The sequence below is a fragment of the Saccharopolyspora antiqui genome, assembly GCF_052246905.1.
Lineage (GTDB): Bacteria > Actinomycetota > Actinomycetes > Mycobacteriales > Pseudonocardiaceae > Saccharopolyspora.
The window spans coordinates 213,765-229,290 of the sequence record NZ_JBQQBO010000004.1 but is presented as its reverse complement, the minus strand read 5'-3'; the positions used below and the strand labels follow the sequence as shown (position 1 = coordinate 229,290).

General features: G+C 68.7%; 13 protein-coding genes. 5 read left to right on the top strand and 8 right to left on the bottom strand.

Annotated features, from left to right (window positions below):
* Positions 1 to 154: 154 nt before the first annotated feature.
* From ACTWQN_RS09905 to ACTWQN_RS09890, 4 genes are all read right to left on the bottom strand, one after another.
* Entirely contained in the window at positions 155 to 640 is a 486-nt protein-coding gene (locus tag ACTWQN_RS09905) for a DnaJ family domain-containing protein (protein WP_443203069.1), read from the bottom strand.
* Positions 641 to 710: 70 nt separating this feature from the next.
* Entirely contained in the window at positions 711 to 1,223 is a 513-nt protein-coding gene (locus ACTWQN_RS09900) for a mycothiol transferase (protein ID WP_443203068.1), read from the bottom strand.
* An 85-nt stretch (positions 1,224 to 1,308) separates the two neighbouring features.
* Complete coding sequence (locus ACTWQN_RS09895; RefSeq protein WP_443203067.1) at positions 1,309 to 2,151, bottom strand: SAM-dependent methyltransferase; 843 nt, start codon at positions 2,149 to 2,151, stop codon at positions 1,309 to 1,311.
* 120 nt (positions 2,152 to 2,271) lie between these two features.
* A complete protein-coding gene (locus ACTWQN_RS09890; protein ID WP_443203066.1) occupies positions 2,272 to 3,186 on the bottom strand; it encodes a ribonuclease Z in 915 nt (304 codons plus the stop codon).
* Between the two features lie 303 nt (positions 3,187 to 3,489).
* Between ACTWQN_RS09890 and abc-f the strand changes: the two genes are divergently transcribed.
* Complete coding sequence (gene abc-f, locus ACTWQN_RS09885; RefSeq protein WP_443203065.1) at positions 3,490 to 5,127, top strand: ribosomal protection-like ABC-F family protein; 1,638 nt, start codon at positions 3,490 to 3,492, stop codon at positions 5,125 to 5,127.
* A gap of 16 nt (positions 5,128 to 5,143) precedes the next feature.
* On the opposite strand, the gene qcrB is transcribed toward abc-f, so the two are convergent.
* Positions 5,144 to 6,796: a cytochrome bc1 complex cytochrome b subunit gene (qcrB, locus tag ACTWQN_RS09880; protein WP_443203064.1), complete on the bottom strand. Its 1,653-nt coding sequence runs from the start codon at positions 6,794 to 6,796 to the stop codon at positions 5,144 to 5,146.
* Positions 6,797 to 7,191: 395 nt separating this feature from the next.
* On the opposite strand from qcrB, the gene ACTWQN_RS09875 reads away from it, so the two are divergent.
* From ACTWQN_RS09875 to ACTWQN_RS09865, 3 genes are read left to right on the top strand one after another with little or no spacing between them, the layout of a single operon-like run.
* Positions 7,192 to 8,112, top strand: coding sequence for a dihydrodipicolinate synthase family protein (locus ACTWQN_RS09875; protein WP_443203063.1), 921 nt, complete (start codon positions 7,192 to 7,194; stop codon positions 8,110 to 8,112).
* Entirely contained in the window at positions 8,109 to 8,255 is a 147-nt protein-coding gene (locus tag ACTWQN_RS09870; protein WP_443203062.1) for a hypothetical protein, read from the top strand. The genes ACTWQN_RS09875 and ACTWQN_RS09870 overlap by 4 nt, the downstream gene beginning before the upstream one ends.
* Complete coding sequence (locus ACTWQN_RS09865) at positions 8,252 to 10,207, top strand: beta-galactosidase (protein WP_443203061.1); 1,956 nt, start codon at positions 8,252 to 8,254, stop codon at positions 10,205 to 10,207. The genes ACTWQN_RS09870 and ACTWQN_RS09865 overlap by 4 nt, the downstream gene beginning before the upstream one ends.
* Before the next feature lie 95 nt (positions 10,208 to 10,302).
* Here ACTWQN_RS09865 and ACTWQN_RS09860 read toward each other — a convergent pair whose 3' ends face one another.
* Complete coding sequence (locus ACTWQN_RS09860; protein WP_443203060.1) at positions 10,303 to 11,109, bottom strand: SDR family NAD(P)-dependent oxidoreductase; 807 nt, start codon at positions 11,107 to 11,109, stop codon at positions 10,303 to 10,305.
* Positions 11,110 to 11,389: 280 nt separating this feature from the next.
* On the opposite strand from ACTWQN_RS09860, the gene ACTWQN_RS09855 reads away from it, so the two are divergent.
* Positions 11,390 to 12,574, top strand: coding sequence for an FAD-dependent monooxygenase (locus ACTWQN_RS09855; protein WP_443203059.1), 1,185 nt, complete (start codon positions 11,390 to 11,392; stop codon positions 12,572 to 12,574).
* 122 nt (positions 12,575 to 12,696) lie between these two features.
* Here the strand turns inward: ACTWQN_RS09855 and ACTWQN_RS09850 are convergent, their stop codons facing one another.
* Both ACTWQN_RS09850 and ACTWQN_RS09845 read right to left on the bottom strand, forming a co-directional pair.
* Positions 12,697 to 14,544 carry an ABC transporter ATP-binding protein gene (locus ACTWQN_RS09850; protein WP_443203058.1) on the bottom strand — a complete coding sequence of 616 codons (1,848 nt, stop codon included), beginning with the start codon at positions 14,542 to 14,544 and terminating at the stop codon, positions 12,697 to 12,699.
* 130 nt (positions 14,545 to 14,674) lie between these two features.
* Complete coding sequence (locus ACTWQN_RS09845; RefSeq protein ID WP_443203057.1) at positions 14,675 to 14,857, bottom strand: hypothetical protein; 183 nt, start codon at positions 14,855 to 14,857, stop codon at positions 14,675 to 14,677.
* Positions 14,858 to 15,526 lie beyond the last annotated feature (669 nt).

Sequence of the window (15,526 nt, the reverse complement as noted above, 5' to 3'; positions counted from 1 at the left end):
CGGACGCGACCCACAACAGGTCGATGTGCGCGCGCCGCACGAGCAGCGGTCCCGGCGTCATGGCACCGAATCAAAGCAGCGCCCGCAGGCGCCGTCAAAGCCGTTCAACAGGTGGGAAATCGCAGGGTGTTACCGGCCCCGGCGACTATGCCGGTCAGCGTCGGAAGCGGTGCCACCAACGGGACTTCTGCCGAGTCGAAGCCTCTTCCGATCGCGGTGCGGGCTGCCGCGGCGGGTTCGGCCGCTCGGCGCGCCAGCGGGCCACCACGTCGTCGACGTTCACCGGACCGACGGCCACCTGCGGTCCGGTCGGGGTGCGGAGGTACTCGACGATGCGGCGGTTGAGCTCCGCGGCCACCTCGCGCACGGCCTGCTCGGTGGTCAGCTCGCGAACGGTCTCCGGTAGCCGTTCGATCTCCTTGCGCAGTTGCAACGGGGTTGGCAGCAGCGCCTCACCGGACAAGCCCTCGCGCCGGACGTAGCCCTTGATCCACCACTGCTCTTCGACCGGTGCGCCCGCGCCGGGCAGCGGCTTGCCCGCGCCGGGCAGGTCGTCGAAGTCACCGCGCTCCTGAGCGGTGCGGATCTGCTTGTCCACCCATGATTCGAACGTCGTACCAGGTGGCTTGCGCTCGGTCATGCCGCGATTATCCGCCATACCGGACACGCGATGCCAGCGGCCGCGATCGCGCGATGTCGAGGACGGGCGGTCAGCTGCGGCGTTGCAGCAGGCCGCGGATGAAGGCCGCCTGACCGGCGTGTTGGAGGTCGTCGGCGAGCACGCTCACCAGGCGCACCCCGAGGGTGACCGGCGGGCTCCAGGAGGTGTCCACGACCACCGGGAGGTCGTCGTCGGTCACGCTGCGGACGAATTCGATCGTCTGCGCGCACACCGCGTCGTGGTAGCCGGTCAGCAGTTCGGCGGAGGCGACGCGGACCGCCGCGACCTCGTCGGAGTCGTGGCCGTAGCCGATGTCCTCGGGCGGGAAGGGCAACCCGAAGCGCCTCAGCCAGTCCTGCGCGGTCCAGACCTGCTCGATCCCGGCCACGTCGGCGACGTGGTCGTCCTGCACCCGGGTCAGGTGCCACACCAGCCAGGCGATCGAGTTGGCCTCCGAGTCGACGCGGAACGCGAGCTGATCGGCGGACAGGCCGGTGACGGCCTCGTGCACCACTTCGCGGATGCGGGTGAACGCATCGACGAGCACCTCGGCGCTGGTCATCGGGCACGCTCCTGTCGCGGGTCGGAACCGGTCTGCGTCACGGTACGGCCGCCGCTGGGATCCGGCAGCTCGTCCACAGTGGACATCATTCCGGCAGTACGCCCAATCCGGCCACGGCGCGGCTTTCCTTCGCCTGCTCGTCGGTGACCGCGCGATCCGGCCGCCACGCCGAGGTGAACACCAGCCCCGGATCGACCATCCGGTAGCCGTCGAACAACTCCGCGACCTGGTCGGGATTGCGCAGGTGCAGCGGGTGGGTGCTGGACTCGTACAGCTTGATGGCCTGCTCGACCTCGCTGGGCCAGAACTCCGCGGTGAGGCTGTGCGACAGCGCCAGGTAGCTGCCGGGTGCGCAGGCCTGCCGGTAGTGATCGACGATCCCGACCGGGTCGTCCTCGTCCGGGATGAACGGGAACACCGAGATCATCAGCACCGCCACCGGCTGGGAGAAGTCCAGCAGCCGACGCGTTTCGGCGTGCTGCAGCACCAGATCCGGATGGCGCAGATCGGCGCGGATCATGATGGCCCGGTCGTTGTCGGCCAACATCCGCTGCGATTGGGCGACCGCCACCGGCTCGTGGTCGACGTAGACGACGCGCGAGCTGGGGACCAGGTGCTGGGCGATCTCGTGCACGTTGCCGACGGTCGGAATGCCGGAACCGAGGTCGAGGAACTGGGTGATGCCCGCTTCGGTGACCAGGTAGCGCACCACGCGTTGCAGGAATGCCCGGTTCTCCCGGGCGAAGGTGCGCGTCTCGGGCAGCATGGCCAGCACTTGTTCGGCGGCCTCGCGGTCGGCGGCGAAGTTGTGCGCCCCACCCAGGTAGTAGTCGTACATGCGGGCCGGATTTGCCCGCTCGCGGTCCACCTCGGGCAGGTTCTCGAATAATTCCGCCGAGGCGGGATCCTGTCCTGGATGGCCCTGCATGCCTGATCCCTCCCGGGTGGATTCGTGATCAGCCGTAGGCTGCCCGCGTCCGGCCGCTTTGGCAAGACCGTGATCAGCACCGGTTTGCACCGCGGTTCTTTTCGCGTGGCGGTGCGGGTTCTACCGGCGGGGCGGCACCGGGACCCGCATCAGGTCCTCGGCGACGACGATCGTGCCGTCGAAGATCGCGGCGGCCTCGTCGTGGAAGCGGCGCGCGTCGGCGTAGCGCTGCGAGAAGTGCGTCAGCACCAGGCACCGCACGCCGCACTCGGCGGCGACCCGCGCCGCCTGCGAGGCGGTGAGGTGGCGGTACTCGTCGGCCAGCCGGGCGTCCTCGTCCAGGAAGGTCGACTCGATCACCAGCAGGTCGGCGCCCTCGGCGACCGCGAAAACGCCGTCGCACAGCCGAGTGTCCATCACGAACCCGAACCGCTGTCCCGGGCGCGGCTCGCTGACCTGCTCCAGCGCCACCAGGCGGCCGTCGACGCGCAGCGCCCCCTCCCGCCGCAGCCGCCCGACATCGGGGCCGCGCAGCCCGAAGCTGGCCAGCCGCTCCGGCACCATCCGCCGACCGTCGGGCTCGACCAGCTGGTAGCCGAAGGTCTCGATCCGGTGGTCCAGCCGCACCGCCGCCAGGCTGCCGAACGGCCCGGTGGCGACCGGGCCGTCCTGCCCGATCGGATGCTCTCGCAGGTCGACCACCTCGTCGAAGGCGGACGCGTAGCGCAGGTGCCGGAAGAATTCGGCGCCGGATGCCGGGTAGTGCGCGTGCACCGGCCGCCGCAGCCGGTCCAGCGAGAGCCGCTGGATGACGCCGGGCAGCCCGAGGCAGTGGTCGCCGTGGAAGTGGGTGATGCAGATCCGGTCGATGTCGTGCGCGGAGACCCGCGCGTGGATCATCTGCCGCTGGGTTCCCTCGCCCGGATCGAACAGCACGCCGGTGCCGTCCCAGCGCAGCAGGTAGCCGTTGTGGTTGCGAGACCGCGTCGGCGCCTGGCTGGCCGTGCCGAGCACGACGAGTTCCCGAGTGGACACACGCGGCACCCTAGTGTCCGCGCACCCCGTTCGCGTGGTGGTGCGCCACGACGCCCGCGGGTGCCGTCCGGGGTTCGGGCTCCCCGCACCTCGGGAAGATGAGCGCGTTGTTATGGTGGGTCGGCAGTACTCGGGAACGAGGGAGTCCGGACGTGATAGGCGACGACGACATCTCCGGGTGAAACCGGATGTGCCCGGCAGGCGCGCGGCAGCGCAGCCGCCGTGGCTTTCTCGTCGTTTCCACGAATCCCTGATCTTTGTCGGGCGGCTTCGGCCTGCCCGCACCACACCCGAGGGCTTGCCATGTCCGATGCATTCATCGTCTGCTCGAACCTGTCCTTCTCCTGGCCGGACGACACGCCGGTCTTCCAGGACCTGACCTTCACCGTCGGCGGCGGCCGCACGGGTCTCGTCGCACCCAACGGTGCTGGCAAGAGCACCCTGCTCAAGCTGATCGCCGGTGAGTACCGGCCCAGCAGCGGCAGCGCGTCCGCCACGGGCGTGCTCGGCTACCTCCCGCAGACCCTGCCGCTGGTCGGCGACCTGACCGTGGCCGAGGTGCTGGGCGTCGCCGAGGTGATCAGGGCACTGGACGCCGTCGAGTCCGGGGACGCGAGCGTTGAGCACTTCGCCACCATCGGCAACGACTGGGACATCGAGGAGCGCACCCGCGCCCAGCTGGACCGGCTCGGCCTCGCGGACGTCTCCCTCACCCGGCGGCTGCACACCCTCAGCGGCGGTCAGGTCGTCTCCCTGGGCCTGGCGGCGCAGCTGCTGAAGCAACCCGACGTCCTGCTGCTGGACGAACCGACCAACAACCTCGACCTCGACGCGCGCCGCAAGCTCCACGACGTGCTGGCGGACTGGAACGGCTGCCTGCTGCTGGTCAGCCACGACCGGGCGCTGCTGGACCGGATGGACCACATCGCCGAGCTCGACCGCAGCGAAGTCCGGTCCTACGGTGGGAACTTCACCGAGTACCAGGAGGCGGTGCGCGCGGAGCGGGAGGTCGCCGAGAAGAACGTCCGCAACGCCGAGCAGGACCTCAAGCGGGAGAAGCGGGAGATGCAGCAGGCCCGCGAGCGGGCCGCGCGCCGGGCCAGCAACGCCGCCCGCAACATCGGCAGCGCGGGCTTGCCGAAGATCGTCGCCGGGGCGATGAAGCGGCGCGCCCAGGAGTCGGCGGGCAAGTCGAACGAGACGCACGCCGCGCGGGTCAGCGAGGCGAAGGCCCGGCTCGACGAGGCGGGCCGGGCGCTGCGCGACGAGCAGCAGATCGCGCTGGAACTGCCCGGTACCAAGGTCCCGGCCGGACGCACGGTCTTCCTCGGCGAAGGGATGCAGGTCCGCCACGGCGAGGCGGCCGTCTTCGCCGCCGACGGTATCGACCTGGCGATCCGGGGGCCCGAGCGGATCGCGCTGACCGGACCCAACGGAGCTGGCAAGTCGACCCTGCTGCGGGTGATCAACGGCGAGCTGCCGCTGGCGGGCGGTGGGATCAAACGGGCCGACGGCCGGATCGCCTACCTCACGCAACGGCTGGACCTGCTGGATCTAGACCGCAGCGTGGTGGAGAGCCTGATCGCGTTCGCGCCCGGGATGCCCGAGGCGCAGCGGATGCACCTGCTGGCCCGCTTCCTGTTCCGGGGTTCCCGCATCCACCTGCCGATCGGGGCGCTCTCCGGCGGCGAGCGGCTGCGCGCCACCCTGGCCTGCGTGCTGTGCGCCGAACCGGCACCCCAGCTGCTGTTGCTGGACGAGCCGACCAACAACCTCGACCTGGTCAGCGTCGGCCAGCTGGAGAGCGCGCTCAACGCCTACCGAGGTGCGTTCGTGGTGGTCAGCCACGACGAACGGTTCCTCGCGGAGATCAAGGTGGACCGCTGGCTGCGCCTGGCCGGGGGCCGCCTGCGGGAGACCGGGGCGCCCGACAGCGCGTGATGCCGAGGCGACGTCATCACTGCTCGGGTACCTGCGGTCGGCCGGAGGGGACCTCGGCCTCCTCCGGCTCGGCGCGCTCCTCCTCGTGGCGGGCCCGCTCCAGGGCTTCGGTCTCGTCGCTCGGGTCCGGCCGCAGCAGGCTGCCGGGCACCGGGCGACCGCCAGCGCCGAGCTTGTTCATCTTCTTCGGCACCGGAGCGCCCTGGTAGGGCAGCGGGACCGGGTGGCCGTGCTCGTCCACCGGCCCCAACGGCTGGTGGACCTCGATGAACTCGCCGTGCGGCAACCGCTTGATGATGCCGGTCTCCACACCGTGCTCCAGCACGGCCCGGTCGCTGCGCTGCAAGCCCAGGCAGATCCGGTAGGTGACGTAGTAGGCGATCGGCGGTGCGAGCAGCACGCCCAGCCGGCCCGCCCAGGTCGTCGCGTTCAGCGAGATGCCGAACACGAACGCGATGATGTCGTTGGCGCCGGAGAGCAGCACCACCACGAAGAAGACGATCGCCATCACGCCCAGCGACGTCCGCACCGGCGCGTCGCGCGGTCGCTGCAGCAGGTTGTGGTGCGCGTCGTCGCCGCTGAGCTTGCGCTCCAGCAGCGGGTAGGCCAGCGCCACGGTGAACACCAGGGTCAGGCCGAGGACCAGCGGGAAGAACGGGGCTGGGATGGTGTAGGGGCCTAGGTAGACCTCCCACGGCGGCCACAACCGCCCCATCCCGTCGGTCCACATCATGTACCAGTCGGGCTGGGAGGCCGCGGAGATCTGCGAGGCGACGTACGGCCCGAAGTTCCAGATCGAGTTGATCTGGAAGATGCCGCTCATGATTCCCAGCACGCCGGTGATGATGAAGAACAGGCCGGTGCTCTTCAACGCGAACAACGGCATGATGCGCACGCCGTCCACATTGGACTCGGTGCGCCCGACGCCGGGGTACTGGGTGTGCTTCTGGTACCAGATGATCGCCAGGTGCACCGCGACCAACGCGAGGATGATGCCGGGCAGCACGAACACGTGGAACAGGTAGAACCGCGGGATGATCTCGTTGCCGGGGAACTCCGAGCCGAACAGCAGCCATTGCAGCCAGGTGCCGATCACCGGGACCGACAACAGGATGCCGGAGGCGATCCGCAACCCGGTGCCGGAGAGCAGGTCGTCGGGCAGCGAGTAGCCGATGAAGCCCTCGAACATGCCCATGATGAACAGCAGGATGCCGATGGTCCAGTTCACCTCGCGCGGGCGGCGGAAGGCGCCGGTGAAGAAGATCCGGAACATGTGCACCACGATCGCGGCCATGAAGATCAGCGCCGCCCAGTGGTGCAGTTGGCGGGCGAACAGTCCGCCGCGGACCTCGAAGGAGATGTCGAGGGTGCTTTCGAACGCCCGTGACATCTCCACCCCGCGCAGGTTGGTGTACACGCCGTCGTAGGTGACCTCGGTCATCGACGGGTCGAAGAAGTAGGCCAGGTAGGTGCCGGTGAGCAGCAGGATGATGAAGCTGTAGAGCGCGATTTCGCCGAGCAGGAAGGCCCAGTTCGACGGGAAGACCTTGCTGAGCTGCCGCCGCATTCCCGGCGCCATGCGGAACCGCAGGTCCGCCTCGTTCGTCTGGTGGCGGAGCTTCCGGAACAGCTTGCTCTCGGGTTTGGTGGGTTGCGTCAACCTGCTCATGTCGGCTCCTGGCACCGCGCCCGAATGCCGACGGGCTCGCTTGCTGCCGATTCCGCGAACTCCCGCCGGGCGGGCGAAACGACATTGCGCGGATTTGAGCGTACTGCTTCGGCCAGTCCCCGGCAGCCGAACTGGTGTCCGCCTCCGGAGTGTTTCAGTGACCGTCCGTGACCGCCTGGGATGGTCGCTCAAGTCGCGGCCAGGCACGCACTGGTCGGCGGCGTTCGACGGACTCGGTGTCTGCTATGCACGCCAGTTGGCCCGAGTGCGCGGAAATCCCTTTTGTCCCTGGCTCATTCGGCCGTCGAGCCGGTACTTGTCAGCACCGGCACCCACCGGTTAGCGTTTGGACATACTACGTCCTACGTCTGATGCCCGGCAACGACAGGAGTGGCATGGCCAAGCTGACCGGCGGAGTAATCCCGCCGCTGTGTACCCCGCTGACTCCGGGTCGTGAACTCGATGTTCCGTCGCTGGAGAAGCTCACCAGCCACCTGCTCGACGCCGGGGTCCACGGCCTGTTCGTCACGGGCTCGACCGGCGAGGTCGGATACCTGCCAGATGCCACGCGGCGTCGCGTGCTGGAAGTGGTCGCCGGGGTAGCCGCGGGCGCGGTGCCGGTGCTGGCGGGTGTCATCGACACCGCAACACCCCGTGTCGTCGAACAGGCCAGGGCCGCGGCGCGGCACGGTGCGTCCGCCCTGGTGGCGACGGCGCCGTTCTACGTGCCGACCCATCCGGTCGAGATCCTGACGCACTTCCGGCAGATCCGGGCCGCCGTGGATCTTCCCCTGCTCGCCTACGACATACCGGCTTCGGTGCACACCAAGCTGGCCGTGGAAACGGTCGCCGAACTGGCCGAAGACGGCACGCTCAGCGGCCTGAAGGACTCCAGCGGCGACCTCGACGCGCAGCGCGCGGTGCTGGAAACCGTGCGCAACGCGGAGTTCCTGGTGTTCAGCGGCTCGGAGACGATGGCGGACACCAGTCTGCGCCTCGGCGCGCACGGGCTCGTGCCCGGTCTCGGCAACGCCGACCCGCACGGATACCTGCGCTTGTACCGCGCCGCGATGGCGGGGGAGTGGACGCAGGCCGCGGCCGAGCAGGCGCGGCTGCGGCGGCTGTTCCAGGTGATCCAGGTCGGATCCCGGCCCATGAGCCGGTATTCCTCGGCGATCGGCGCCTTCAAGGAAGCGCTGGTGCAGCAGGGCGTGATCGAGCACGGCACGACCAGCGACCCGATGGTCGCCCTGGACGAGACCGAGCGCGCCGCGGTCCGCCGCCATCTCGTCGAGGCAGGCCTGCTCCAGGGATGACCGATGTGGACCGACCGGCTGGCCGCGCCGGGCGCACCGCCGTGCCCGGATCGTTCGTCCCGGGGATTGCGCTGGTGATCGCCGTGCTGTTCGGCCAGCTTGGTGGCAAGGGCGGACTCACCGAAGGGAGCGTCAAGTCGTGACCGAGAACGCGCACCGGTTGCTGGACCGGATCGCCTACGGCGGGGACTACAACCCCGAGCAGTGGCCCGAAGAGGTGTGGGCCGAGGACGTGCGGCTGATGAAGCAGGCCGGTGTGTCGCTGGTCAGCGTCGGGATCTTCAGCTGGGCATTGGTGGAACCGCGACCGGGCGATTTCGACTTCGGCTGGTTCGACCGGGTGCTGGACAACCTGGCCGACGGCGGGGTCCGGGCGGCGGTGGCCACCATGACCGCGTCGCCGCCGCCGTGGCTGGCCCAACTGCACCCCGAAACCCTGCCGCAGCGCGCCGACGGCACCGTCCTATGGCCCGGCGCGCGGCAGGCGTACTGCCCGTCCAGCCCGATCTACCGCCAGTACGCCGGGCGGCTGGTGTCGCGACTGGCCGAGCGCTACGCCGAGCACCCGGCGCTCGCGCTGTGGCACATCGGCAACGAGTACGGCTGCCACGTGCGGGCCTGCTACTGCGACAGCTCGGCGGTGGCCTTCCGGGACTGGCTGCGGGCGCGCTACGGCGACGTCGACGAGCTCAACCGCGCGTGGTCGACGAAGTTCTGGTCGCAGCGCTACGACGACTTCGACGAGGTGCTGCCGCCGCGCACCGCGCCCACCTTCGCCAACCCCGCGCAGCAGCTCGACTTCGCCCGCTTCTCCTCCGACACCATGCTCGAACTGCTGCGGATGGAGAAGGCGGTGCTGCGCGCGGCGACCCCGGACGTGCCGGTGACCACCAACCACGTGCCGTTGGCGAAGACGCTGGACCTGCACCGCTGGGCGTCCGAAGTGGACATCGTCAGCTACGACTCGTACCCGGACCCGCACGATCCGCAGGCCGCCGTGCTCGCCGGGCTGTCCTACGACGTGATGCGTTCGCTGCGCGGTGGCCAGCCGTGGCTGCTCATGGAGCAGGCGCCGAGCGCGGTGAACTGGCGGGAGCGCAACGCCGCCAAGCAGCCGGGGCAGATGCGGTTGTGGAGCTGGCAGGCCGTCGCGCAGGGCGCGGACGCGGTGATGTTCTTCCAGTGGCGGCAGTCCAAGGGAGGCGCGGAGAAGTTCCACTCCGGGATGCTGCCGCACGCCGGTGCGGACAGCCGGATCTTCCGGGAGGTCACGTCGCTGGGCGCGGAGCTCGCCGAAACCAGTTCGCTGGTAGGCACCCGCGCGGCCAACGACGTGGCGCTGCTGCTGGACTGGGACAGCTGGTGGGCCGTGGAGCTGGATTCGCATCCGGCTTCGTTGCGCCAGATCGACGCGCTGCTGGCGCATTACGCACCGCTTTTCGCCGCGAACGTCGGATGCGACGTGGTGCACCCGGATTCGGATCTCGCGGCGTATCGGCTCGTGGTCGTGCCGAACCTGTACCTGCTGCGGGCCGCCACCGGGCAGCACCTCACCGAGTACGTCCGGCGCGGCGGGCATCTTCTGGTGTCGTTCTTCTCCGGCATCGTCGACGAATGCGACCAGGTGCACCTGGGTGGCTATCCGGCGCCGTTGCGCGAGGTGCTCGGATTGCGGGTCGAGGAGTTCTGGCCGCTGGCCGCCGAGGAGTCCGTCGGGGTGTCGGTGTTCGGCTCGCCGCAGTCCGGCCTGTTGTGGTCGGAGGACATCTCGACCGAAGGCGCCGAGGTCCTCGGTCGATTCACCGACGGCGGGCTCGCCGGGCGACCGGCGCTGACCCGGCACGCCTTCGGCGACGGGGTGGCCTGGTACCTCGGGACCCGGCTGCCGGAGGCCGGGATGCGGCAGGTGATGGACCGGGTCGTCGGCGACAGCGGTGTGGTGCCGGTGGTCGCCGGGCTCCCCGGCGGGGTCCAGGCGCTCCACCGCGGCGACCGGATCTTCCTGCTGAACCACAACGCCGACCGGGTCGTGGTGGAATTCGGCGGCGCCCAGGTGGAGATTCCGGGATTCGGGGTGGCCAACTTCGCCCGATGACACCAGCGACGGGGTGCTCGTGAGCGAAAGTCCCGGTTCTCACCGGAACAACCGCTCACGAGCCGCGCCACGCAGGCCCGTTTCGAGAACGGCTCTCACCCGGCTTTGGCGTGCAGGCCACCGTCCACCGGGAGGGCCACGCCGTTGATGTAGGCGGCTTCGTCGGAGGCCAGGAACAGCGCCGCATTGGCGACATCCCACGCCGAACCCATCCGGCCCGTCGGGCTGGACGCGTCGCGTTCCGCGCGCATCGTCTCGGCATCGCCGTGCTCGCCAGCGAGCTGCTGGTAGACCAGCGGTGTGTGGATCAGGCCGGGCAGGATGGCGTTGACCCGGATTCCCCGGTCGGCATATTGCAACGCCAGCGACTGGGTCAGCTGGTTGACCGCCGCCTTCGACGCGGAGTACGCCGGGTACGGGTAGCCGGTCCAGCGGATCGACGCCAGCGACGAGACGTTGATGATCGCACCACCGCGGTCCAACAGGTGCGGGATCGCGTACTTGCAGGCCCGGAACACGCTGGTCACGTTGATGTCGAAGGCCCGCGTCCAGTCCTGCGCGGACAACTCCACCGGTCCGCCCAGCACCGTCACGCCGACGTTGTTGTGCACGATGTCCAGCCGCCCGTAGGCGTCGACGGCGCGTTCGATCGCCGCGGCGACCTGCGATTCGTCGGTGACGTCCGCGACGACCGCCGTGCAGTCGCCGCCCGCCTCGACGATCGCCTCGCGGGTGCCTGCCAGCGCGGTTTCGTCGCGGTCCACCGCCACCACCCGCGCGCCGTGCGCGGCGAAGGTGACCGCGGTGGCGAATCCGTTGCTGACGCAGCCCGGTGGTGCCTCGACCGCGCTCATACCCGCACCGAAGACGATCGCCGTTCTCGCATCGAGCCTGTTGGTCATCGGGCCACTCCGATCATCTAATGAACGGGGATCATCGCGTGAACGGGGATCATCGCCTTCGCAGATCCTCCCGGGGAGCTCCTCGGATCGGGCCGCCGAACCGCCCGGATCCCACGCTAATCGACCACCCATCCACTGGTCCGACATGTGGAACGCCAGCGTGCGGGTGCGACCAACTGCCACGCGGTGTACAACGAGGACGTCACGCGGACAATGGCGTGCCACCTGGCATGCTTGCGCAGCTGCCCGCCTGTTGTCAGGAGGTGGTGCTGTGAAAATCGTGTGCATCGGAGCCGGCCCGGCCGGACTGTACTTCGCCATCTCGGCGAAGATCCGCGATGCCGGGCACGACATCACGGTCATCGAACGTGATCCGCCGGGCGCCACCTACGGATGGGGCGTCGTGTACTGGGACGACCTGCTGGACATGCTGTACAGCAACGACCGCGAGAGCGCGCAGCGGATCCGTGCCGAATCGAGCCTGTGGCAGGAACAGTCGATCGCGCTGCGCACCGACGAGGCGTCGTACCTCACCGGCTACGGCTACAGCGTCAACCGCGCTCCGCTGCTGGAGGTCCTCGCCTCGCGGGCCACCGAGCTGGGCGTTCGAATCGAGTACGAGAGGGCCGCCGAAGACTTGTCGGAGTTCTCCGACGCGGATCTCATCGTGGTCGCAGACGGCGCCAACAGCCGGGTCCGGCAGCGCTACAGCGAGCAGTTCGGCACCATCGTGGACCAGGGCCGAAACCCCTACATCTGGCTGGGCACCGACAAGGTGTTCGAGATGTTCACCTTCGACTTCGAGGAGACCCCGCACGGTTGGGTCTGGTTCCACGCCTACCCGTCCAGCGCTGGCGTCAGCACGTTCATCGTCGAATGCCAGGAGGCGACCTGGCGAGGTCTGGGCTTCGACCGGCTCAGCGATGGGGAGGGCGTGCGGCTGCTGGAGCGGATCTTCGCCCGCATGCTCAACGGTGGTTCCCTGATCAGCGAGTCCCGCGGCAAAGCCGCGTCTTGGCAGCGCTTCACCCAGGTCTACAACCAGACCTGGCGGCACGACAACGTGGTCCTGATCGGCGATGCCGCGCACACCACGCACTTCACCATCGGTTCCGGCACCCGGCTGGCCATGGCCGACGCCATGATGCTCGCGCAGATGCTGATCGGACACGAGGACACGGCCGGGGCGTTGAAGACGTTCGACGAGCAGGGCCACGCCGCGTTGCGCGTGGCGCAGGCCGCCGCGCGCACCAGCATGGCGTGGTTCGAGAGCATCGACCACTACACCGATCGCAGCGCCTTGGAATTCGGTTACGCGTTGGCCGCTCGGCACGGCAGGCAACCACCCTGGCAGTACCAACGGCACATGATCACCCAGAACCGCGTGGTGCGCAGGGGGCTCCGGCTGGCCAACAGCTGCCGCCGGGTCTACCGCGCCCGCCGCCGCGGCGAGTCCTGGCGCTAGAACCGCTTTCCCCGTCCGGATGACGAGTGAAGGGCACCTTTGACCGGCTTACTCGGTCGAAGGTGCCCTTCACTCCGTTCTGATCGCGCTACCCGCACCGGCACGCAGACCAATCCGCTCTCCTAGTTGGGGGAGTGGCCGTCTCTGGGGGCTGGGGTTCCGGCTGGGTGGTGCAGTCGGTAGAGGTGGGCGTAGCCGCCGTTGTTGGTGAGCAGTTCGGTGTGGGTGCCCGACTCGCTGATCGTTCCGCGGTCCAGGTAGATGATCTGCTGCGCGTCGCTGACCGTGAGCAGGTTGTGCGAGATCACGATCGTGGTGCGGCCGGCCATCAGGCGGCGCAGCGGTGTCAGGATCCGCTGGGCGGCGTTGGCGTCCAGGCTGGTGGTCGGCTCGTCCAGCAGCAGGATCGGCGCATCGCGGATCATCGCGCGGGCGATCGCGATGCGCTGCCGTTGCCCACCCGAGAGCAGCCTGCCGCGTTGCCCGACCCTGGTGTCGTACCCGTCCGGCAACCGCTGGATGAACTCGTGCGCGTCGGCGGCCTCCGCCGCTTCGACGAGCTGTTCGCGGTTGGCGTCCGGGCGTCCGGCCAGGATGTTGTCCGCGATGGTGCCGTCCAGCAGCAGGGTTTCCTGCAGCACGATCGCGATGTTGGCGCGCAGCTCGGTCACGTCCAGGGCCCGCAGGTCGATGCCGTCCAGCAGGATCCGACCGCGGGTCGGGTCGTAGAAGCGCAGCAACAGCTTGGTCAGCGTGGACTTGCCCGCGCCGCTGGCCCCGACCACGGCGGTCGTCTGGCCCGGCAAAGCGCAGAAGCTCACATCGTGCAGCACGTCGGTGGGGGTGCTCGGGTAGCGGAAGTTGACCCGGTCGATCTCCAGGCGCCCGGCTGGCCGCTGCGGCATCGGGATCGGGTGTGCTGGGCTGCGCACCAGCGGGCGCTGGTCGAGCAGCTCGATGATGCGCTCGGCACTGGCCGAGGCGGCGAACAGCGTGTTGGTCAGCTGGCCGAGGCTGCGCACCGGGGTGTAGAGCTGGGACAGGTAGACCAAGAACGCCAGCAGTCCGCCGAGGCTGATCCGGCCCGCCGACATCTCCCAGATGCCGACCCCGAGGATCGCCATCACACCGAAGACCTCCAGCAGGTCCACCAGCGGTGAGAACAGCGCACCGACGCGGGTGGAGGCCAGTTCGGCACCGACGTTGCCGCGGCTCTGCCGGGCGAATCGGTCCACTTCGGCGCTTTCCCGGCCGTAGGCCTGGATCAGCGGCGCGTTGCCCAGGCTCTCCTCGGCGACGGTGCTGATCGATCCGCTGCGGCCGCGCACCTCGCGGGAGGCGGCCTTGATCCGCGTCGCGAAGAACTTGGCGACGAACCAGAACAGCGGCACCGCGATCAGCGACACCAGCGCCAGCACCCAGTCGAGGTAGAACAGCACCCCGGTGAACAGCACGACCTTCACGACCGAGGAGAACGTCTGCGCGACACCGGATAGCACCAGGCTCTCGATGGCGCCCACATCGCCGGTCAGCCGGGAGAGCGTGTCACCGATGCGCCGCCGGTCGAAGAACCCGATCGACAGGGTGTGCAGGTGCGCGAACACCCTGGTGCGCATCTGGTGCAGGAAGTTCTCACCGATCCACACGGTGAGGTAATGCCCCGAGAAGTCGATTACCCCGGACAGCAGCGTGATCACCGCGTACGTCGCCGCCACCGCGGGGAACGCGGCGAAGTTGCGGGGGGTGAGGACGTCGTCGACGAGGATCTTGAACATCCAGATCGCCGCGGTGTCCAGCAGCGGCGAGAACACCACCAGCCCGAGGCTGAGCAGCAGCCAACGGCGAAACGGCCGGGCATCCGGCCAGAAGCGGCGGAAAACCTCGCGCACCCGCACCACCGGCGCGTGCTCGACGAGTCCTTCGGTGTCGCGTTCGGCTGGCCGCAGCAGCCAATTCACCAAGCCCGGCAAACTCTCACCCCCGCGAGCAAGGGCGTAGCTCCCACCCCAACGGAGTGGGAGCTACGCGACAACGGTTCAGTGGGCATCAGGGCTCACTGGTTCGGTGGGCATCAAAGGCTCACTGGATGGAAATCAGGGCTCAGCACCAGCCGCCCCAACCTCCCCAGCCGCCCCAACCGCCCCAACCGCCCCAGCCGCCCCAACCGCCGCCCCAACCGCCCCAACCGCCGCCCCAACCGCCGCGGCCCCAGCCGCCCCAACCGCCGCCCCAATTGCGGTGGGTGTCACGACCGAACTTGCTGAAAACGTCCTTGACCTGCATTCCAATCACTCTTTCCCAGTGTCGTTGCACGTCGGGTGCCGAACAGCCGTGCGATCCGGCACTCGCTTGCAAGCAGCGCATCGTGATTCCGCTTCCCCGCAAGCCATCCGAGCGGATCCGATCTGGGCCCTGGATCGAAGTTCTGCTCGGTGGGAGAGCTAGCGGCTTGCGGACCGGCCGGAATCCTTTTCCTTGCGCCGGGCCACTTCGCCGTGAGCCGGTCATCCCCAGTAACTGATGTCATCCCCAGTAACCGATGTCATTGCTACTGACCTCGGCCGACTCTTTTCGGTCGATGTGACCAGTTCCCACCGTAAGCCGTCGACGCGAGGAGGACAAGCTGACTTTTGTGTTGGTTGGAAGGATTTTTTCGCCTTAGTGATCCGGGTCGCCGCTGTTGCCGCAGTAGTGGGGTATTAAGTCCCTGGCGTTCATTTGAATCTTGCCTTTGGTGCCGGGAAAGCGGGTATTGGATGCGATCTTTTTATGTCGTTGGTGGATTTTTCACGGGTGGGAAATCAATCATGGAATTGTTTGCATCCAACATGGTCGGATGATTGGTGGAAAAATGCCAAACGGGACTTTCGGTGAATGATTTACTGGCCGCTGGCCCGGCCGCGGCGTGCGGTCGCCCGATGATCTAGATCTTGGTAAACCGCGGCGCAGCGG